The 18,926-nt window shown below is 66.4% G+C and carries 16 protein-coding genes and 3 pseudogenes; 13 read left to right on the top strand and 6 right to left on the bottom strand.

Annotation, left to right across the window (positions count from 1 at the left end):
- The first annotated feature begins 86 nt into the window (after positions 1-86).
- The 4 genes from EIK80_RS14780 (at position 87) to EIK80_RS14765 (ending at position 4,391) form a co-directional block, all read left to right on the top strand.
- Positions 87-1,172 carry an efflux RND transporter periplasmic adaptor subunit gene (locus EIK80_RS14780; protein WP_125157757.1) on the top strand — a complete coding sequence of 362 codons (1,086 nt, stop codon included), beginning with the start codon at positions 87-89 and terminating at the stop codon, positions 1,170-1,172.
- Positions 1,169-2,428 carry an FtsX-like permease family protein gene (locus tag EIK80_RS14775; RefSeq protein ID WP_125157756.1) on the top strand — a complete coding sequence of 420 codons (1,260 nt, stop codon included), beginning with the start codon at positions 1,169-1,171 and terminating at the stop codon, positions 2,426-2,428. The genes EIK80_RS14780 and EIK80_RS14775 overlap by 4 nt, the downstream gene beginning before the upstream one ends.
- The gene (locus EIK80_RS14770) at positions 2,425-3,105 is read left to right on the top strand and encodes an ABC transporter ATP-binding protein (protein WP_125157755.1); all 681 of its coding nucleotides are present in this window, start codon (positions 2,425-2,427) and stop codon (positions 3,103-3,105) included. Before EIK80_RS14775 ends, EIK80_RS14770 begins: the two co-directional genes overlap by 4 nt.
- 98 nt (positions 3,106-3,203) lie before the next feature.
- Complete coding sequence (locus tag EIK80_RS14765; protein WP_158624701.1) at positions 3,204-4,391, top strand: glycosyltransferase; 1,188 nt, start codon at positions 3,204-3,206, stop codon at positions 4,389-4,391.
- On the opposite strand, the gene EIK80_RS14760 is transcribed toward EIK80_RS14765, so the two are convergent.
- Positions 4,378-5,370: a zinc-binding alcohol dehydrogenase family protein gene (locus tag EIK80_RS14760; protein ID WP_125157753.1), complete on the bottom strand. Its 993-nt coding sequence runs from the start codon at positions 5,368-5,370 to the stop codon at positions 4,378-4,380. The two genes, EIK80_RS14765 and EIK80_RS14760, sit on opposite strands and share 14 nt — an antisense overlap.
- A 2-nt stretch (positions 5,371-5,372) precedes the next feature.
- Positions 5,373-5,846 carry an Hsp20/alpha crystallin family protein gene (locus EIK80_RS14755; RefSeq protein WP_125157752.1) on the bottom strand — a complete coding sequence of 158 codons (474 nt, stop codon included), beginning with the start codon at positions 5,844-5,846 and terminating at the stop codon, positions 5,373-5,375.
- A 136-nt stretch (positions 5,847-5,982) separates the two neighbouring features.
- On the opposite strand from EIK80_RS14755, the gene EIK80_RS14750 reads away from it, so the two are divergent.
- From EIK80_RS14750 to EIK80_RS14730, 5 genes are all read left to right on the top strand, one after another.
- The gene (locus tag EIK80_RS14750) at positions 5,983-6,249 is read left to right on the top strand and encodes a hypothetical protein (protein ID WP_125157751.1); all 267 of its coding nucleotides are present in this window, start codon (positions 5,983-5,985) and stop codon (positions 6,247-6,249) included.
- 63 nt (positions 6,250-6,312) lie between these two features.
- Complete coding sequence (gene ptcA, locus EIK80_RS14745; RefSeq protein WP_125157750.1) at positions 6,313-7,359, top strand: putrescine carbamoyltransferase; 1,047 nt, start codon at positions 6,313-6,315, stop codon at positions 7,357-7,359.
- Positions 7,360-7,362: 3 nt separating this feature from the next.
- Positions 7,363-8,808, top strand: coding sequence for an APC family permease (locus tag EIK80_RS14740; protein ID WP_125157749.1), 1,446 nt, complete (start codon positions 7,363-7,365; stop codon positions 8,806-8,808).
- Between the two features lie 41 nt (positions 8,809-8,849).
- Positions 8,850-9,974 (top strand): agmatine deiminase, encoded by a 1,125-nt coding sequence (gene aguA, locus EIK80_RS14735; RefSeq protein ID WP_125157748.1) that lies wholly within the window; start codon positions 8,850-8,852, stop codon positions 9,972-9,974.
- Positions 9,974-10,876, top strand: a complete 903-nt coding sequence (locus EIK80_RS14730; protein ID WP_125157747.1) for a carbamate kinase — start codon at positions 9,974-9,976, stop codon at positions 10,874-10,876. Before aguA ends, EIK80_RS14730 begins: the two co-directional genes overlap by 1 nt.
- Before the next feature lie 257 nt (positions 10,877-11,133).
- On the opposite strand, the gene EIK80_RS14720 is transcribed toward EIK80_RS14730, so the two are convergent.
- Positions 11,134-11,607 (bottom strand): hypothetical protein, encoded by a 474-nt coding sequence (locus EIK80_RS14720; protein ID WP_125157746.1) that lies wholly within the window; start codon positions 11,605-11,607, stop codon positions 11,134-11,136.
- A 53-nt stretch (positions 11,608-11,660) separates the two neighbouring features.
- Entirely contained in the window at positions 11,661-12,233 is a 573-nt protein-coding gene (locus tag EIK80_RS14715; RefSeq protein ID WP_125157745.1) for a MarR family winged helix-turn-helix transcriptional regulator, read from the bottom strand.
- A 67-nt stretch (positions 12,234-12,300) separates the two neighbouring features.
- On the opposite strand from EIK80_RS14715, the gene EIK80_RS14710 reads away from it, so the two are divergent.
- Complete coding sequence (locus tag EIK80_RS14710; RefSeq protein WP_158624700.1) at positions 12,301-13,815, top strand: serine hydrolase domain-containing protein; 1,515 nt, start codon at positions 12,301-12,303, stop codon at positions 13,813-13,815.
- Between the two features lie 106 nt (positions 13,816-13,921).
- Positions 13,922-14,119, top strand: a pseudogene (locus tag EIK80_RS14705) (IS3 family transposase); the annotation flags it as partial.
- 207 nt (positions 14,120-14,326) lie between these two features.
- Here EIK80_RS14705 and EIK80_RS27045 read toward each other — a convergent pair.
- Together EIK80_RS27045 and EIK80_RS27040 are read right to left on the bottom strand one after the other, a co-directional pair.
- A pseudogene (locus EIK80_RS27045) lies at positions 14,327-15,895 on the bottom strand (TonB-dependent receptor domain-containing protein); the annotation flags it as partial.
- Positions 15,896-16,474: 579 nt separating this feature from the next.
- A pseudogene (locus EIK80_RS27040) lies at positions 16,475-16,999 on the bottom strand (TonB-dependent receptor plug domain-containing protein); the annotation flags it as partial.
- A 668-nt stretch (positions 17,000-17,667) separates the two neighbouring features.
- Here EIK80_RS27040 and EIK80_RS14695 point away from each other — a divergent pair.
- Together EIK80_RS14695 and EIK80_RS14690 are read left to right on the top strand one after the other, a co-directional pair.
- Positions 17,668-18,516: an IclR family transcriptional regulator gene (locus tag EIK80_RS14695; protein WP_125157742.1), complete on the top strand. Its 849-nt coding sequence runs from the start codon at positions 17,668-17,670 to the stop codon at positions 18,514-18,516.
- Between the two features lie 6 nt (positions 18,517-18,522).
- Positions 18,523-18,870 carry a hypothetical protein gene (locus EIK80_RS14690; RefSeq protein ID WP_125157741.1) on the top strand — a complete coding sequence of 116 codons (348 nt, stop codon included), beginning with the start codon at positions 18,523-18,525 and terminating at the stop codon, positions 18,868-18,870.
- Positions 18,871-18,926: the final 56 nt, after the last annotated feature.

Below are 18,926 nucleotides of genomic sequence, written 5' to 3'. Positions count from 1 at the left end.
ATCTTGATCAATCCCGGCCGCCCCAGCCCGTGTCATCACCATGCAAGGCCGGCGTCCGGCGGCCTTCTGGATTGGCCCCTGGCACGATGGACACGCCCCTCCCCCGCTCCGCCGCGGCGCCAAAGACGGCCAATCCCACGCCGGCGGCCGCGCCGATATCCGCCAGGGCGGGATCGCGCCGGCTATGGGTCTTTGGCGCGGGCCTGCTCGTGCTGATCGCGGCGCTCGCCGCCGGGGCGCTCTATCTGAGGCCGCCACGGGTCGTCGTCGCTCAAGCCGTCGTGGGGCAGGCGGTCGATGTCGTCTACGCGTCCGGCGTGGTCGACTATGTGCGCCAGGCCCATGTCGCGCCGATCGTCAGCGCGCCAATACGCGAGGTCGCGGTCGCCGAAGGCCAGTGGGTCAAGGCGGGCCAACTGCTGGCTCAGCTCGAGGATGGTCCGGCGCAAGGCACGGCCCTGCAGTTGGCCGCCCAGGCGGCGCAGGCCCGCGTTGTCGCCGGTCGCACGCGACGCCTGCTGGAGGCGGGATTCGCCGCGCGCGCCGCCGATGACGACGCCCAGGCGCAGGCCCGCGCCGCGGGGGCGGCCGCAGAAGGCGCCCTGGCCCACCTGCGCGACTATCGCCTGACCGCGCCGTTCGCCGGCCAGATCCTGCGGCGCGAGGCCGAACCCGGCGATCTGGCGACTGTGGGAACGATGCTGTTCCTGCTGGCCGATCCACGCACCCTGCGCATCACCGCCGACGTCGATGAGCGTGATATCGCCCGCCTGAAGCTCGGCGCCCAGGCCCTGATCCGCGCCGACGCCTTTCCCGGGCGGACATTCCAGGGATCCATCGCCCGGATCACCCCGGCCGGCGACGCCACGGGCCGGGTGTTTCGTGTCCGCATCGCCCTGCCCGCCGACTGCCCACTCTCGCCCGGCATGACCGTCGAGACCAACCTCGTCGCCGCGCGGCGCGAGCAGGCGATCCTCGTCCCCGCCACGGCGGTCCAGAACGGCCAGGTGTGGCGCGTGGAAAATGGGCGCGCCCGCCAAGTTCCGGTGCAGGTCGGCGCGATTGGCGCGACCCAGACCGAGCTCAAGTCGGGCATGGCCGCCGGTGAGACCGTCATCATTGCGCCCGGCCGCCTTCGGGACGGTCAACGCGTAAGCGCCGCGCGCCCATGAACTCGGTCGCCGGCGTTCTGGCCGGGGTGGCCCTGGCGCATCTCCGAGTACGAGCCCGCCAAACCCTGGTGGCCACCTTGGGCGTGGCGATCGGCGTCGGGTTCTTCCTGGCCGTCTCGGGCATGATGGTCGGCTCCCAGAAGGACTTCATCAAGACTCTGGTGGACTCCGCGCCCCACATCATCGTGCGCGACGAGCAGCGCAAGCCGGTTCGCCAGCCCGCCCTGGACGCCTTTCCGAACGCCGCGGTCGCCATCCACGGCCTGCGGCCTCAGGAGGAGGTGCGCGGATTGAAGGATTGGCCCGCCATGCTCGCCGACGCCCGCGCGATCCCCGGGGCCCTGGCCGCCCCGTCGCTCAGCGGCGCGGTGACCATAGCCTACGCGGGCAGGACGGCGGCGGTGGCGCTCAATGGCGTCGACCCACGGCTGGAAGGACGCCTGGCCAAGATCGGCGAAACTCTGGTCGGCGGCGCGCTGACGGACCTGGAGGCGCGCCCCGACGGGATCATCATCAGCCGCCCCCTGGCCGAACGCCTGGGTGCGCGCTTAGGCGACACCCTGGTCGTGACCGCCTCAAGCGGGACCCTGCAGCGCATGCGGATCCTGGCGCTGATCGAGCCCGACGCCCAGGCCGGCTTCTATGCCGGCGACACGGTAGCCTATGGCCTGCTGCGCACCGCCCAGGTCCTGTTCTCGCGGCCAGACATCGTCAACCAGCTCCATATCCGGCTGGCCCGGTCCGACGACGCCAAGGCGCAGGCCGAGCGCCTCGAGAGCCGGTGGGGCTACAAATGGGAGTCCTGGCAGGAGCGTTCGGCCGACATTCTCAACCTGCTGGTCGTGCGGAACATCATCATGTACGCGGTGATCCTGGCGATCCTGGTCGTAGCCAGTTTCGGCATCTATACCGCCGTCTCCAACAGCGTCGCCGACAAGCGCCGCGACATCGCCATCCTTCGTGCGATGGGTTTCACGGCCGGCGACATCCAGGCGATCTTCCTGATGGAGGGCCTGCTGGTGGGCGTGTTGGGCGCGCTCGTCGGCTTCGCCGTCGGTACCGGTCTTCTGCAGATCCTGGCCAGCCTGCCTTTGACCATGGGCGGCAAGCCGCTGGTGCTGCCGCTCGACCGCAGCCTGCCGCAATATCTCCTGGCCGGCGGCGCGTCGCTCGCCGCGGCCCTGATCGCCGCCTGGCTTCCGGCGCGCAAGGCCGCGCGGGTGGACCCGGTCGACATTCTGCGGGGGGCGACGTGAGCGCTCTGATCGAAGCGCGCGCGGTTACGCGGGTTCTCGTGGATCCCGAGCCCTTCACCCTGGTCGACGCGGCGACCCTGAAGATCGAGGCCGGCGCCCTGGTGGCGATCGTGGGGCCGTCCGGGTGCGGCAAGTCCTCGTTGCTTTACCTGCTGGGCCTCCTGGATCGACCCGACCAGGGCGAGGTGCTGATCGCCGGACAGCCAACGACCGATCTCGGCGAAGCGGCCCGCACGCGGCTGCGCCTGGAGCGGATCGGCTATGTCTTCCAGTTCCACTTCCTGCTGCCGGAGCTGACGGCCCACGCCAACGTCGCCCTGCCAATGCGACGCCTGGGACGTCGCAGTCCTCTAGAGATCGATCAGGCCGTCCATACCCTGCTTGAGAAGCTCGGCTTGGCCCAACAGGCCGGGCGGCGGCCTGACCGCCTCTCCGGCGGTCAACGGCAACGCGTGGCGATCGCCCGCGCCTTGGCCAACGACCCGGCCATCGTGCTATGCGATGAGCCGACCGGTAATCTCGACAGCGTCAACACCCGCCTGGTGATCGAGGAGTTCCAGCGCCTGGCCCATGCCGAACAACGCGCGGTGGTGTGCGTGACCCACGACGAGAGTTTCGCCGAAGCCGCCGATCGCCGCATCCGCATGCTGGACGGCCGGATCGTTGAGGATCGCTAGATTGGGTCAAGATCGCGTTCTACGCAGGGCGACTCCACCGGCGACCGATACATCCCATGTCTGCCGCGCGCTGGTCGTCGGCGCCGAACGGAGGCGCCATGTGGCGTGATGCTTCGCTCTCCATCGCCGCGATCGGCCTGCCCGCTCCCTCGCCGGCTGGCTCAGTCGGGCTGGTTGACACGACCATGCTCTACGCGCCGGCCAGCGGCGGCGTGCGGCGCTATCTGAAGGCCAAGGCCGACTGGGTGGCCCGACGCCGACCCAGCCTGCGCCATCGGCAGGTGCTGCCCGGGCCCACTGATCGTGACGAGGCTCAGATCGCCTTTGTTCAGTCGGCCATCCTGCCCTTCACGCACGGCTATCGCTGGCCGATGAACTTGGCGGCCTGGACCGAGCGCATCCTGCGCGAGAGCCCCGCCCTGATCGAAGCTGAGGATCCCTACCTGCCCGGCAAGGCGGCTTTGCGGGCCGGCCAAGCTCTCGGCGTCCCGGTGGTCGGCTTCTGCCATAGCGACGTGGCGGCCCTGACCCGGCGACTTCTCGACGGCCGTGGAGCCGTCGCGTTTCGCAAGCTTTGGGCGCACCGCTTTCGTCGCTTCGACCAAGTGCTGGCGCCGAGCCGCTACATGGCCGAAATCCTGGGCGAGGCTGGCGTGGAAAATGTCCAAGACGTCTCGCTCGGCGTCGATACCGACATCTTCCATCCCTATCCGCAGGCTCGCGCGCCGCTGCGCGCGGCCCTTGGCCTTGGCGCGCGGGAGCGGTTGGTCGTCTTCGCCGGGCGGCCCGCGCCGGAGAAGCGACTGGACGTGCTCGTCGAGGCGGTGGAGCGCCTAGGTCCGGACTACCGCCTGCTGCTGATCGGCGGAGGCGCATCGCGCTCGCGGCAGGTGCTAACCCTGCCGTTCCAGAACGACCCCGCCAGGCTGGCCAGGATCCTCTCGGGTTGCGACGCCCTGGTCCATGCCAATCCCTTCGAAACCCTCGGCTTGGTGGTGCTCGAAGCCATGGCTTGCGGCGTGCCGGTGGTGGGGGTCGCCCATGGAGGCGTCGGCGAAACGGTCGACGAGACGTTCGGCCAACTGGCCGCGCGGGCAACGCCCGAGGCCATGGCCGAGGCGATCGCGGCGCTGTTTGATCGCGATCTGTCGGTGCTAGGAGCCCGCGCCAGGGCACGGGCCGTCGAGCGCTATCGTTGGGACACGACGTTCGAACACCTCACCCAACTTTATCATCGCCTGACAGGACTGCCCGCGTTCACCAACAGCCCGGCTAGCGCCCCTTGATCGCGAGGACGGCCGCGCCGGTGAAGGCGCCGGCGCGCAAGTCGGCCAGGGCCTTTCCGGCCTGGCGCAATCCATAAGTCGTGATGTGCGCGCGTACGCCCGCCGCGGCGGCGCGCTTCAGATAGTCGGCGCCATCGGCGCGAGTGAGATTGGCCACCGACAGGACCCGACGCTCTTCCCACAGGTCGCTATAGTCGAGGGCCGGAATGGCGCTCATGTGGATGCCGGCGCACACCACAGCGCGCCCTCGGTCGACCGCGCGCAGCGCCAAGGGGACGAGGGCTCCGTCTGCGGCGAAGATGATCGCCGCGTCCAGCGGCTGTGGCGGCCGTTCGGCGGAAGAGCCGGCCCAGACACAGCCGAGCGAGCGCGCCAGAGCCTGCGCGGCGGTGTCCCCGGGCCGCGTGAAGGCGTAAACGTCCTGGCCTTCGAAGATGGCCAACTGCGCCAGGAGATGCGCCGCCGCGCCGAAGCCATAGAGACCAAGGCGCCGGACCACGCGCCCCTGGGCGGCCATGCGCCAAGCCCGGAAGCCAATCGCGCCGGCGCAAAGCAGAGGCGCGGCTTCCAGGTCGCTGAACGCTTCGGGCAGCGGGAGGCAGAAGGCGGCGTCGGCCAAGACCTGATCGGCATAGCCGCCGTCCCGGGTCCATCCGGTGAACTCGGCGCGCTTGCAGAGGTTCTCCAGGCCTTCGCGGCAAAGGTCGCAGCGGCCGCAGGCCCGACCCAGCCAGGACACGCCGACGCGCTGACCGAGCGCCAGGGTTGTGACGCCCTCGCCCAGCGCGGCGACGGTCCCGACGACCTGATGGCCCGGCACGATCGGGCCCGGGGTGGAGAGATCGCCATCCAGCAGATGCAGATCCGTGCGGCAGACCCCGCACGCGCGGATCTCCAGCCGCACCTGCCCCGCGCCAGGCTCGGGAACCGGGCGCAGGGTGGCTGTCAGCCGACCGTCCTCGAGGACCATGGCCAGCATGGTCAGGCGGCCGGCGACGCGGCTTGGATGGGAATGGTGCGACCGACGCTCTCGTTGGTTTTTGACGCGACGATCGTCAGCACGCCGTCCTTGAGATTGGCGGTGAACCCCTCGGCGTCGACCGTTCGCGGCAAGGTGACCTGACGCGTGAATTCGCCCGAGCGCCGTTCGAGCACGCGATAGGTCTTGTCGCCGCTCTCGGTCTGATCCGTCTTGTGGCCATGGACGATCAGGCGGTCGTCTTCGACCGTCACGGTCAATTCGCTTTCAGTATAGCCTGGCACATCGAGCTTCAGCTCGATGCCCTGGGCGGTCTCGCTGAAGTCGAGACTGGGAACGGCGAAAGTCTCGGTCATGCCGAAGCCGCGGCCGAACTCGCTGAACACGCGATCGATCTCGCGCTGAAGCGGCGCGAAGATATGGGTGGCCTGTTGTCCGATGGTCGGCAGAGTGGATTTGATCTCAGGCTGGGACATTGGAAGTTCCTTGCGCAAGACACGCCCAATCGGCGCGCGCGGATGATCGCGCTGGCTGGTCCGTGTGGGTTGATCCCCGTCAAAACGGTCCGTTTTGGGCGGCGCATCCTGGTCGCCTCAACCCGGAGATAGTTCAATGGCCAAGACCGATACGCCCAAGGTCGCGGAGTCCGTCTTCGACACCGTGATCGCCGCAGCGCAAAACGGCCAAACCCAGATGGCCCGCGACTGGTCGCAAGGCTGCGAACGGTATGCGCGCTATTTCGCCAGCCTGGCCAAGGCGCGTGGCCCTGAAGATCTGATGGCCGCCAATGCGGACCTGATGCTCGGCGGGCTGGACGCTGTGGTCCGCCGAACCACCGTCCTGCCGAGCGTCGACGGGACGCCTCCGCCGGCCGCTTGACGCAGATCAGTTTCGCGCGCGCGGGCCGGCCTAGGTTTGGGCGTCTTCGTCGCGAGGTTCGCCGTGCGCCATTTCATCGATACCCAGGATTTCACCAAGACCGAGCTCGTCTGGCTCATGGACCTCATCGGGCTCCTGAAGACGGCCGACCGCGACCGCGCCCTGCCTCCGCTGCTGGCAGGCGCATCGCTGGGAATGATCTTCGAGGAGCCCTCGACCCGGACGCGGATTTCGTTCGAGGTGGCGATGACCAAGCTTGGCGGGCACGCGCTCTATCTCAAGCCAGGCGAAATCCACCTGGGCGTGCGCGAGAGCATCAAGGACTCCGCGCGCGTGATCAGCCGCATGGTCGACGCCATCGAGGCGCGCACCCTCAAGCACGCCACGGTCACGGAACTCGCCCGCTACGCCAACGTGCCGGTGATCAACGGCCTGACCGACTACAACCACCCCACCCAGGTGCTCTGCGACGTCTTCACCATGCGAGAGCATCGGCCCGCCGGTAAGCCGCTCGAGGCGCTCAAGGTCGCCTTCATCGGCGACGCGACCAATGTCTGCTCCTCGTTGATGATGATCTGCACCCAGATGGGCATGGAGTTCGTCCACTGCGCGCCGCCGCGCTATCAGGCGCCCAAAGCCTGGCAATTGATCGCGCGGGCCAATTGCGTCCAGTCCGGAGGGCGGTTCTCCGTGACCGACGACCCGGTCCAGGCGGTCGCCGACGCCGACTTCATCTACACCGATCTCTGGTGGTGGGTGGGCCAGGAGGCCGAGATTCCCGAGCGGCAGGCCGCCTTCATGCCGCGCTACCAGGTCAACGACGCCCTGTTGGCCAACGCCCCGCCTCACGCCAAGTTCATGCACTGCCTGCCGGCCTCGCGGGGCGTCGAGGTCACCGACGCCGTCATGGATGGGCCTCGGGCCATCATCTACGATCAAGCTGAAAACCGGCTGCACGCCGAAAAGGCCATTCTCGTCGCCTTCGTGCGGCCGCACCTGAGACTTCCCAGCGCCAAGCGCTCGGCCCGCCACGCGCACGCGATCGGCGCCTTCCTCGACGATCATCAACTGGACGGCGCGGCGACGCCCGCCGCCGCTCTGGAGGCTTGAGTCATGGCCAAATCTCCCGCCGCCCCGACCCGCGCGCGCTTCGCCCGCGTCATGGGTCTGCTCGACGTAACCCTGTTCACGGTCTGCGCGATCCTGGTCATCGACACCCTGGCCGCCTCGGCGGCGATCGGCCCCTCGGCCCTGAGTTGGTGGGTGATCACATTCGCCCTGTTCTTCATTCCCTATGGCCTGATCACCGCTGAACTCGGCGCGGCCTATCCCGGCGAAGGCGGCATCCAGACCTGGATCCGTCGCGCCTTCGGCGACCGTTGGGCCGCGCGCGCCACCTGGTACTATTGGGTCAACGTCGCGCTGTGGATGCCCTCGGGCTACATCCTGCTGGCGGGTCTGATCGCGCAGATCACCGGCGTCGAGATGGGCCTGTGGTCGAAAATCCTGATCGGCGTGGGCGCGACCTGGCTGACCGTGCTGATCGGCGTCACCAGCCTGGCCGCGGCCAAGTGGGTGCCCAATGTCGGCGCCTTCATCAAGGCCGGCATCATGCTGCTGATCGGCGGTGGCGGCATCTACGTCCTGGTCACCCGCGGCGCGGCCAACGACCTGTCGTGGGCCAGCCTGATGCCGCATTGGAGCGCGGGTTTGGGTTTCCTTCCGGTCATCGTCTACAACTTCATGGGCTTTGAACTAGTCTCCGGCGCGGGCGAAGAGATGCGCAATCCCGCCCGGGACGTGCCCATCGCGGTCATCACCGCCGGCCTGCTGATCTCAGCCTTCTATCTCCTGGCCACGTTCGGCATTCTGGTCGCCCTGCCCGTCAAGGATATCGGCCTGATCAAGGGTCTTCTGGACACCCTGAGCTCGCTGCTGGCCGGAGCGCCGGGCCTCGACGTAATCATCATCGTCGTCGGCGTCGGCGCGGTGTTCACGATCCTCGCCAATCTGGTGACCTGGTCGATGGGCGCCAACCGCGCGGCCCAGTCCGCCGCCGCCGACGGCGAACTGCCCAAGGTGTTTGGCTGGCAACGCAAGTCCAACCAGACCCCGGTCGGCGCCTACCTGCTCACCGGTCTGGTCTCGACGGTGGTGATCATCGCCTATGGCGTCTTCGCCCGCAGCGCCGAGGATCTGTTCTGGTCGCTGTTCGCCTTCAGCTCGGTGATCTTCCTGCTGCCCTATCTGGTGCTCTTTCCGGCCTTCCTGACCCTGCGACGCAAGGATCCGACCACGCCTCGCCCATACCGGGTTCCGGGCGGCGCGCTTGGCGCCGGAGTCCTGGCGGGCGTCTGCACCCTGTTCATCGCCCAGGCGATCATCTTCTTCCTGTGGGTTCCGGGGGTGGCGATCGACTGGAGCAAGACCGGGCCGATCCTGGGCGGCGTCATTGTCACCCTGGTGCTGGGCGAACTGGTGATCGGGACCATGAAAGCCAATCGGCGCGCGAACACGCCGGAGTCTGACCCGCCCGCCGAACCCGCCCGTCCACGCTGATTTCTCCACTCGCCGCTCAATCACATTCGGAAGGTCCCGCCATGAGCCGCCTCCTGACCACCACGCCGCGCGCCGACGGCTTCCGCATGCCCGCCGAATGGGAGCCCCACGCCGGATGTTGGATGCTTTGGCCCGAACGCTCAGACAACTGGCGCGGCGGCGCCAAGCCGGCCCAGCACGCCTTCGCCGCCGTCGCCGCCGCCATCGCTCAGGGCGAACCGGTCACCGTCTGCGCCTCGCCGGCGCAGTACATCATCGCCCGTGAAATGCTCGACCCGACCGTGCGCGTGGTCGAGATGACCAGCAACGACAGCTGGATCCGGGATTGCGGGCCGACCTTCGTCGTCAACGCCGCCGGAGAGGTTCGCGGCGTCGACTGGAAGTTCAACGCCTGGGGCGGTCTTGTCGGGGGCCTTTATTTCCCATGGGATCAGGATGACCTGGTCGGCGAGAAAGTCGTCGAGCTGGAGGGCGACGACCGCTACGGCCCGGATTTCATTCTCGAAGGGGGCTCGATCGATGTCGATGGTCAGGGCGCCGTCCTGGCGACCAAGGAGTGTCTGCTCAACCCCAATCGCAACCCCGGCCTCCATCAGGACGAGATCGAGCAAAGGCTACGCGACTATCTCGGGGTCGAGACCGTGATCTGGCTCGATCAGGGAGTCTATCTCGACGAGACCGACGGCCACGTCGACAACATGTGCCGCTTCGTGGCGCCCGGCGAGGTCGTGCTGACCTGGACCGATGACCAGGCCGACCCACAGTACGCACGCTCGGCAGCCGCGCTCGAGCGACTTTCCATGGCGCGTGACGCACGGGGTCGCCCCTTGCGAGTCCACAAGGTCTATCAGCCGGCGCCCGTCCTGATCACGGCCGCGGAGGCCGCAGGCGTCGACAAGGTCCCGGGCACCCTGCCCCGCGAGCCCGGCGACCGGATGGCCGCCTCCTACGTCAATTTCTATATCGGCAACGGCGTGGTGGTCGTCCCCGCCTTCGACGACCCGATGGACGCGCCCGCCCAGGCGCTGCTGGCTGAGTGCTTTCCCGGCCGAAAAATCCTGCCGGTTCCGGCTCGCGAAATTCTCCTGGGCGGCGGCAACATCCACTGCATCACTCAGCAGGAGCCGTTGGGGCAACGGCCGGCGGCGATCCGGCGGCAGGCCTGATGCGCCAAGTCATCGCCCTCGGCGGCAACGCCCTGCTCAAGCGCGGGGAGGTCGCCTCGGCGGACAATCAACGCCACAACGTGGCGCGAGCGGCCGCCAGCCTCGCGACGGCCTGTGACGGCGTTGAGACCGCGCTCGTCCACGGCAACGGCCCACAGATCGGCCTGCTCGCCCTGCAAGCGGAAGCCTATGCGGCCGCGCCAGCCTATCCCCTCGACATGCTGGGCGCGGAGTCGCAGGGCATGATCGGCTATGTGCTAGCCCAGGAGTTGCGCAACGCGCGGCCCGAACGGCAGGTCGCGACCTTGCTGACCCAGACCCTGGTCGATCGCCGTGATCCGGCCTTTCAGCGGCCCACCAAGCCGATAGGGCCGGTTTATACTGCCGAGCAGGTCCTGGCCTTGGGCGAGACACGCGGCTGGTCCTTCGCCAAGGACGGCGCCGGTCAACGCCGCGTCGTCGCCTCGCCCGCACCCATCGAGGTCATCGAACAATCAATCATCGAGCGCCTTATGAGAGACGGAACGCTGGTGATCTGCGCGGGCGGCGGCGGCGTTCCGGTGGCCAAAGACGCGGCCGGCCGGTTGATCGGCCTGGAGGCGGTGATCGACAAGGATTTGGCCGCGGCCCTTCTGGCGATCCAGCTGAACGTCGACCGACTTGTCATCCTGACGGACGTGGAGGCGGTCTATCGCGACTGGGGCGGCCCCTACGCGACGCCCCTGAGGACGATCCGCGCCGACGATCCCGCGGGACAGACCTATGCCGAAGGCTCGATGGGCCCAAAGGTGCGGGCCGCCCGACAGTTCGCTTTAGCGACTGGACGCGAAGCGTTTATCGGCTCGCTCGACGACGTCACGGGCGTACTGGCCGGCAGCAGCGGAACGCGGATTACGCCTTGAGCCGACAAGGGGCTCGGGCTTCGAGCGAGCCGCCCACCGTTCAAGCATTTAACTTGATGGCCCCCACTCGCCGACGCTGGTCCTCCCTCGTTTGAGCGGACACCCATGCTAGCTTTTCGGAGGTGGAGAGGAGTGTCTGATGAGCATGAAGCGCTCGGGCTTCCTGTCTGAGAGCAAATAACAGGAATCAAACGAGCGTCGGGTGGCGCGCCCGACGTTCAGGTTCGGCGGCGGCGTCGGCGATCCACGGGAGCGGATCAGCCGGCCTCGTCCACGACAGCCTCGTAGATGGTCGTGCGATCCGGCCCCTCATATATGTGAAGTAGCGTCCACGTGCCGCCGCGCTGCGCCACGATCATGCGCATTCGATCGCCGAACAGACCGTCCGCGAAGCCGATGGGTGCGACCTTGCCCGAATTGAAGATCAGCGCGCCCATGCCCGAGCCACACGCCCTTTCGCCCACGCATGAAAAGACCGTACGGAAGCCGGCAGACTGTAATAGGCCTTCATAGTAACGGCCGACCTGAGCGGTCGCTGTGGCGGGGGTCAGAACATAATCGATATGCGTGACGTCGCCGGTCATCTGCCGCGCCAGCGAAGCGGCCTTCTCGTCGCCAATACGACTGACCGGAATGATGAGGGTATCCTGCGACGACGCGCGATAGGCGCGGATCTCAGCGCCTTCGTAGCGAGGCAGCAGCGGATGATCCTCACCAGGCGCTTCGGCCATGGCGGTCGTTGAGAAAGACATCGCCAGACATAAGGCCAGGACCGATACCGGTCTCATTCTCGATGTACCTCCGATGCAGGCGGGGCCGGCGCTCTGCCCAACCGGCGCAAGATCATCGCCAGGGCGTCCCTCTGGTCGGTGTCCAATTCGGCCAAGGCGTCGTTCGCCAGTGCAAATCTCGCATCGATCAGCGCTTCGACCTTTTTCACACCCACGTCCGTAAGCCGCGCCGTGAGCCGGCGTCGGTCGGCAAAGGCGGAGCGCCGTTCGATCAGCTTCAGCGTCTCCAGCCGGCGCAGGCATGCAGTCATCGCCCCGGAGGTCAGCAGAACATTATGCCGCAGTTGGGTCGGCGACATTTCATGGGGCGGACCGATCCGGCACAGCGTCGCCAGAACGTCGAAGTCCGAATAGGACAGGCCATGAGGACGCAGCAGCCGCGTCACGTGCTCTTCATACGCGCGGCCCAGGCGGATGACCCGGCCGACAACCTGCATGGGCTCGGGCCGGGTATTGGGCCGGGTCCGTCGCCACTCGTCCACGAGCATATCGATCATGTCGGCGTCGTCGCGCTGAGCCATCGCGATACGGTAGCCGGGAATCTCGACCGGCAACAGCCTTGACATGAAGTATCTTCATATAAAGTAATCTACGTCGAACTGAGGCGAGATGAAGCAGACCGGGAGACGGGGCTTGGCGGTATCGATAGTCGAACGCAGACGAGCATGGCGCTGGGCGATGATCGGCATGACGGCCTGGAGCGCTGCGCTGGCTGTCAGCGCGACACCCGTCGCGGCGCGTACGCAGGCGGCGCTGGCGCCATCCACTACCGCCCCTGCTGGAAAAGCGCTCGATACAGCGCTGGACGCCTATCTCGCCGCAGCGACCAAAAACGAGCAGTTTTCAGGCACGGTGCTGTTGGCGCGAGATGGCAAGCCGGTGTTCGTGCGCAGCTACGGCATGGCGAATTACGAACTGGGCGTGCCCAACAGCGCGGACACGGTGTTTCGCCTCGCATCGGTCACCAAGCAGTTCACCGCACTGGCGGTCATGCAGCTTCAAGAGCAGGGCCGCCTCAAGGTCGATGACCCGATCTGCCGCTATCTGGCGGACTGCCCGGCTGCATGGCGGCCGATCACGATCCGCGAGTTGCTGAACCATACGTCGGGCATCCCCAACTTCTCCAGCCTGCCCGACTGGGACGAAGTGCTGTCACGGCGCGACTATACGCCGGCCGAGCTGGTCTCGCTGTTCCGTGACCTGCCGCTGAAGTTCACGCCGGGCGAGAAGTACGACTATTCCAATTCCGGCTACCACCTGCTCGGCCTCATCATCGAACGCGCATCGGGAATTGGCTGGGGCGAGTATGTGCAGCAGCGTATTTTCAACCCGCTGGGCATGACGCACAGCGGGGACGACAATACTCGCGCGTTGGTGCCGCATCGCGCATCCGGCTACTATTCGCTTGGCGCCACCTTCATCAACGCGCCGATCATCAGCCGGACGGTCGGCTATGCCGCGGGTGGGCTGTATTCCACGGTCGGGGATCTGCTCCTGTGGGACCGGGCTCTCGCCCCAGGCAAGTTGCTCGGCCAGGTCTCGCTTGATGCGATGTTTACGCCGGCCAAAAGCGGCTACGGTTTCGGCTGGCGGATCGGCGAACGTTTCGGCCGACGCGAGATGGATCATTCGGGCAGCGACAACGGCTACTCAACCTACATCATCCGCTTCCCCGCTGATGGCCTGACCGCGATCGTGCTGAGCAACAGCGATCGTGCGTCGGCGGGCAAGGTCGGCAATGCGATGGCGGCGATCGCCTTCGGTCAACCAGTGACGCTGCCGACGGCGCAGCTGCGCGAAATCCTATGGGAGCGGATCGATCGCGACGGCGTCGCCGGGGCGATTGCTCACTATGGCGAACTGAAACGGTCTGGGGCCAAGCTGGACTTCGGCGACGACGCGCTCGTCGGGTTGGGATATGATTTGTACGAGGCCCGCCGTTATGCGGACGCCAAGGCGATCTTCCGCTTCAATCTGACGATCTATCCCAAGTCCGCTTACAGCCATGATGGGCTTGCGGACATCGCAGTCGCCGAAGGTGATCCGAAGCAGGCGATCGCCCTGTTCCGACAGTCTTTGGCTCTCGACCCGACCAACAGCTACGCCAGCGATGCCCTGAAGCGACTCGGCTCATCGGCGCGTGATTGACCCCGTCATCCTTCCGACACCGCCGTTGCCGCAGCCGGGGCCAAGATGGCAGACGATATGATCGAGGACATCCGCCTGATCCAGCCGAGAGCTGCGGAACCTACGGATCGCCCCCAACAGGCTCGCCCGCAACTTCCAGTCCGCGCCCCAGGCCAGGTCTGGCTCGCTGATCTGACCTACATCATCCCGATCGGCGAAGGCTGGCTCTACCTGGCCCTGGCTCAGTCGGGGATCACCCAAGACCGAGCACGTTCATCACCGGATCTACGCCACCCGCGCCGAGGCCAGGCGCGATCTGTTCGGCTAGCTCTCTGGACGGCTGGTGCATCACTCGACGCGCTTTTCCCCGAACTCTCACCTTCTAAGATCGAGGTCGGATAGAGGGCGCGATGCCCCGCGCCGAGGATTGCCCTCCCCATCTCCGAAAAAGCGGCCCCCGGCGTTTATTCGCCGGAGGCCTAGCAGCAGGAAGCTTTACGTCGGGAGGTGTGACGTTGGCTTTATGGAAGTCCTACCAGCGCTTGCGCAGGCCGACCGTCCACATCCGCCCGATCGGGTTGGATCGGGTGAAGTCGATATTGCTGGCATTGGTGTCGGCGAAGGTCGGCGGATCTTGATCGGTCAGGTTCGACACGTCGAGCGAGAGCTCGATGCCCGACAACAGCCCCTCGCCTTCCGGCGCATAGCCCAGGTGCAGATCGACGGTCTTGAAGGCCTTGATCCGCTTATTGGTCGAGGTATTGACGTAGCTGCCGGTGTAGTTGCCGAATAGCACGGCCGTCCACGCTCCGTGGCTCCAGCTGGCATTGCCGCGCCCCAGCCACTTGACCGCGTAGTTGGTGTCCAGACGCGAGCTGGTGCGGGTGTCGCCATTGATGGTCTGGCGGAACTTGGTCAGGCGCGTGCCGCCGACCCCGAAACCCAGATTGCCGACGTCGGTGGTCACGCGATAGCGCACGTCGTAGTCGAGGCCTTCGATATTCTGGGTCGCGAAGTTCTGGCGCCGCAGGTCGTAGACCGCCGTCGGCAGGGCCGTCACGTCCGGATAGACCAGGCCATCGTGACGCATCGAACCCACGGCCGTGGTCACCTGGGCCGCCGTCGGGTTGTAGATCCGATAGCGGTCATAGAGCGGATTGTTCGGCTCGGTGACGACGTTGAAGCCGGGGAAGGTGATGACGTTCTTGTAGTCGATCTTGAAGAAGCCGAGGCTGGCCGACAGGCCCGGCAAGGCGTCGGGCTTGAAGTCGAAGCCCAGCGAGTAGGTGTCCGCCGTTTCGGGCTTCAGCGTGTTGCCGCCGGCCAGGATGATCGAATAAGCGCCCGGGGTCGTGCTGCCGGTGAAGTCGGCGAAGCGGATCGCGCGGGTGTCGATCGCCGTCGAGGAGTCGGCCATGCTGGGCGCATGGAACGAGGTGCCGTAGCTGCCGCGCAGCTTAAAGCCGTGAAACAGCTCCCAGTTGACGCCGATCTTCGGGTTGGTGGTCGAGCCGACGTCGTCGAAGTCGTCATAGCGCAGCGATAGCGACACATCGATGCTGCGAGCCAGAGCGATGTTCTGAGCCTCACCAATCACCGGAATGAACACCTCGCCGTAGACCGAGGTCACCTTGCGCTCGCCACGGACCGAGACCGGCGCGGTGACCGGCGCGCCGGCCTGGGGCCCTTCGCGATAGGTGGCCGCGAAGGTCTCCTGGCGGCGGGTGACGCCAAAGGCGCCCTTCACTCCGCCGGCTGGCAGGTCGAACAGCGTGCCCTGGACCTTTGCCAGTCCCTCGAGCAGGGTCTGGCGGACCGAGTAGCGGCTCTCATAGTCGCCGACCTGGCGCAGCAGGGCCTGGCTGGTCGCGGGGCCGACACCATAGGGATTGAGCGAACCGTTGGCCGCCGAGCTCGTCACCAGGCTCTGGTTGATGCCGTACTGGCGCACGATGTCGCGCTCGAAGCCGTGGTTAATCTCGGCCGAGGCTACCCAGTCGCCACCAAGCTTGTACTCAGCGCCCAGCAGGCTAGAGACCGTCCGGGTCTGCGTGCGATTGGTGAAGGTGTCGCCAAAGTCGCCGACGGGATTATAGGTCACGGTATGCGCACCGGCCGGAACGCCCAGGTTGCCGGTGACGTAGTTATAGGCCGGGCCTTGGGTGACCGTGACCGCCAGACCAGCTTTGGAGTTGTCGCGGCTGTTGACGCCGACGTCGGTATAGACCTCGCGACGTGAATACAGGGCCGAGCCATAGACCGAAAGCCTGTCGCTCAAATCCTGGGTTACCGAGATCAGGCCCTGGTGGCGATGCTGCTTGGGATAGAGATCGCTGGCCTGGTTGCTCTCACACTTGTTGGGAGGGCCGGCTATCGCGCCCGCGCCCGACAGGGCGTAGGTCGCGCCGCCGACCATGACGTTGGCGGGCGCGCAGATCGTCGAGCGGTTGTCCGTCCCGCCGATGGAGACCTGATTGTCGGTGATGTAGCTGCGTTCGAGACCACTCAGGTGACTGTTGGCCGAATAAGCATAGTCGACCAGCAGCGAGCCACCGTCCCAGGTCTTGCCGAACAGCTGGTTAAAGCTCTTGCTTGTGTAGCCGTCGGCGACCCCGTAGTTGGCCGAGGTCTCCGCGCCGTTGAAGTTCTTGCGGGTGATGAAGTTGATGACGCCGGCGACGGCGTCCGAGCCGTAGACCGACGAGGCGCCGTCGGCGACCACTTCCACGCGTTCGATAGCGCCAGGGGGGATGGAGCTGGGGTCGGGCGCGCTCTGATTGATACCCGCGCCCGGCAGACGGTGACCGTTGAACAGCACCAGGGTCAGGCCGCCGCCGCCATTGCCCGCACCAATACCGTGGATCGTGGGCTGATCGACGATGTTGGCCTGATTGGCGCCGCGGTTGCCGCCGGTGGCGTTGAAGTTGCTGACCGTGGGCGTCGAGCGCAACAGTTCGGTGGCGTTGGTGGCCGGCACCTGCTTGATGTCTTCTCGGGTCACTGCGCTCAACGGCGAGCCGACCGGCGCGACGCCGCGGATCGAGCTGCCGGTGACGACGACTTCCTCGACCGCGACCGACTCGTCCTGAGACGTCGTCTGAGTCTGCGCCTGAGCCTGAGCGCTTAACGCCAGCACGCCAGCCAGGACCGCCGAGCCGGCGAGCAGGCGGTTACGCAGAGTTCCGCGAACGAATGACGACGACATGGACGTTGCTCCCATTGTTCGGGCGAAAAGCGCCCGATTTGTTTTTTCGGGGATGCAGAGCGGCGCGCGCCCTCCCCGACCGGCTGAACCTCCGGTTACGACAACGTTATCGTAATCCCATTTTTTGGCAAGCATGCCCAACAAATGATATTGTTGTGCGTTGCAGATCTGCAACTTCTACCCAGTTTGGGGCCGCATTGTCCGAAACGACGAGCCCTCTTCAAGCGCAACCGGAGGGCTGGAGACGAGACTTGATCTCAATAAATGGGATTTTCGAGCGGACCGTGAGGAGTCTAGCTGGAGCGACCAAGCTTGCTCACCACACGCCGTTGCGGATGAGTCCTCCGAACATCGCCAGGCACAGGGCGGACGGACCGATCCATAGCGGGCCCGCGCTGGTCGAGAGGCCGTCCATCAGTGACCACTGCCCTGGTCGCGCAGCCCGCCCCCGAACCACAAACGCGCGCGTTGATCTCCAGGAAAGCTATGGCGCGGCTTGGGATGACCGCGCAGCCGATAGGATGAAACCGAGAAATTAACCGAGCGCTGCGCTGAACCCCACTATGCCTGCGCGTTCACAGGTGTTTCCGCCCGCGCGGAAGCCCCCCCCCCGAACGTCGGCGCGAGCGCTTGAAAGCGTCCCATCGCGTAAATAGGATAGCTGCAAGATGGAATCTCCAGCGGTGATCGAGGCGGATGGCGACGAAACCAAAGGCGGCGCGGCCAGCCGCACGCTCGTGCGCGGCCTGGAGGTGCTGCATGCGGTCAGTTGCGGGCACGCCGAATTGGGAGATCTGGCGACCACGCTTGGCCTGACCCGCAGCACGACGCATCGCCTGGCCTCCACCCTCGTCGAGCACCGCTATCTGAGCTTCACACCGCGCGTGGGCTATTCGCTCGGCCCCAAGCTCCTCGAGCTGGGCTTTATCGCCGGCCGTCAGATGAACGTCACCAAGGCCGCACGCGAACACCTCGAGCTGCTGTCGAGCGGCTCTGGCGACACCGTCCATCTGGGCGTACTCGAGGGGGGCAAGGTCCTCTACCTGGACAAGATCCCCGGCAGCCGGCGCGTCGATATCAGCTCGCGGATCGGCGAGCGTCAGCCGCTGCGGTCGACGGGCCTGGGTAAGGCTCTGTTGCTCGACGAGCCGACCGCGCGCCTGCGCGACATCTACGAAGCCGAGCAGCGCGAAGGATTCCGCTACTCCGTGGAGCTGTCCGAATGGCTGCGGCGGATGAAGGACTATCGCGCCTCGGGCGTGGCTTTCGACTTGGAAGAGAACGAAGACAGGGTTCGGTGCGTCGCCGCCCCCATTCGCGACGTCAGCAGTAAGATCGTCGCGGCGATCAGTCTGTCGAGCGCGGGACAGTACATGGACGACACGCGCATGGAGCGCTTGACGGCTGACGTCAAGGCGGCGGCCGAGGCCATCAGCCGCGATCTTGGATGGCGTGCCGCCCAAGCCAATATCGCCGGCCCTTCAACAACCGCGAGCCGCAAACGCGGGCCGGCGTAAGAAACATTGAGGCTGCTGAATGCCGGTGACCGGCGCCTCGCAGGGATCACGCCGCCGATCAGTTATGCTCGGCACGGCGCGTATGTGGCGATCAACTGCCATTATGACGAGGCCGACGCCGCTGACACCGCCGCCCAAGTCGAAACCGCCCAGTCCTTCATGCAGGCCGCCATCGACGCGTCCGGCGACTGGACCGCCGAATGCGCGACTGCCAGAACACCGGCGCGGCGTTCGACGTCGAGGAAAACGCCTACAAGGTGCGCAGCGTCGCCGCCCCGGATCGATCACCGTGACGGCGAATCCGACGGGCGCATCCAATTGATCAACCAATGGATTTACGCGTCATCTCTTTGAAGGCTCGCTGGAGACCGGCCGTAGACTTGACAAAGGGAGCCCCGCTGAACAGTATC

The organism is Caulobacter sp. 602-1, from assembly GCF_003931565.1.
Classification (GTDB): Bacteria; Pseudomonadota; Alphaproteobacteria; order Caulobacterales; family Caulobacteraceae; genus Caulobacter.
The sequence above is the reverse complement of the archived record's forward strand: the minus strand, read 5'-3'. Positions and strand labels throughout refer to the sequence as shown.

Excerpts from the sequence above, each read along its gene's own strand:
- EIK80_RS14695 (WP_125157742.1), top strand. The coding sequence starts at position 17,668 with ATGGAATCTCCAGCGGTGATCGAGGCGGATGGCGACGAAACCAAAGGC.
- EIK80_RS14765 (WP_158624701.1), top strand. The coding sequence starts at position 3,204 with ATGTGGCGTGATGCTTCGCTCTCCATCGCCGCGATCGGCCTGCCCGCT.
- EIK80_RS14715 (WP_125157745.1), bottom strand. The coding sequence starts at position 12,233 with ATGTCAAGGCTGTTGCCGGTCGAGATTCCCGGCTACCGTATCGCGATG.
- EIK80_RS14740 (WP_125157749.1), top strand. The coding sequence starts at position 7,363 with ATGGCCAAATCTCCCGCCGCCCCGACCCGCGCGCGCTTCGCCCGCGTC.
- EIK80_RS14755 (WP_125157752.1), bottom strand. The coding sequence starts at position 5,846 with ATGTCCCAGCCTGAGATCAAATCCACTCTGCCGACCATCGGACAACAG.
- EIK80_RS14780 (WP_125157757.1), top strand. The coding sequence starts at position 87 with ATGGACACGCCCCTCCCCCGCTCCGCCGCGGCGCCAAAGACGGCCAAT.
- EIK80_RS14730 (WP_125157747.1), top strand. The coding sequence starts at position 9,974 with ATGCGCCAAGTCATCGCCCTCGGCGGCAACGCCCTGCTCAAGCGCGGG.
- EIK80_RS14775 (WP_125157756.1), top strand. The coding sequence starts at position 1,169 with ATGAACTCGGTCGCCGGCGTTCTGGCCGGGGTGGCCCTGGCGCATCTC.
- EIK80_RS14760 (WP_125157753.1), bottom strand. The coding sequence starts at position 5,370 with ATGCTGGCCATGGTCCTCGAGGACGGTCGGCTGACAGCCACCCTGCGC.
- EIK80_RS14750 (WP_125157751.1), top strand. The coding sequence starts at position 5,983 with ATGGCCAAGACCGATACGCCCAAGGTCGCGGAGTCCGTCTTCGACACC.
- aguA (WP_125157748.1), top strand. The coding sequence starts at position 8,850 with ATGAGCCGCCTCCTGACCACCACGCCGCGCGCCGACGGCTTCCGCATG.
- EIK80_RS14720 (WP_125157746.1), bottom strand. The coding sequence starts at position 11,607 with ATGGCCGAAGCGCCTGGTGAGGATCATCCGCTGCTGCCTCGCTACGAA.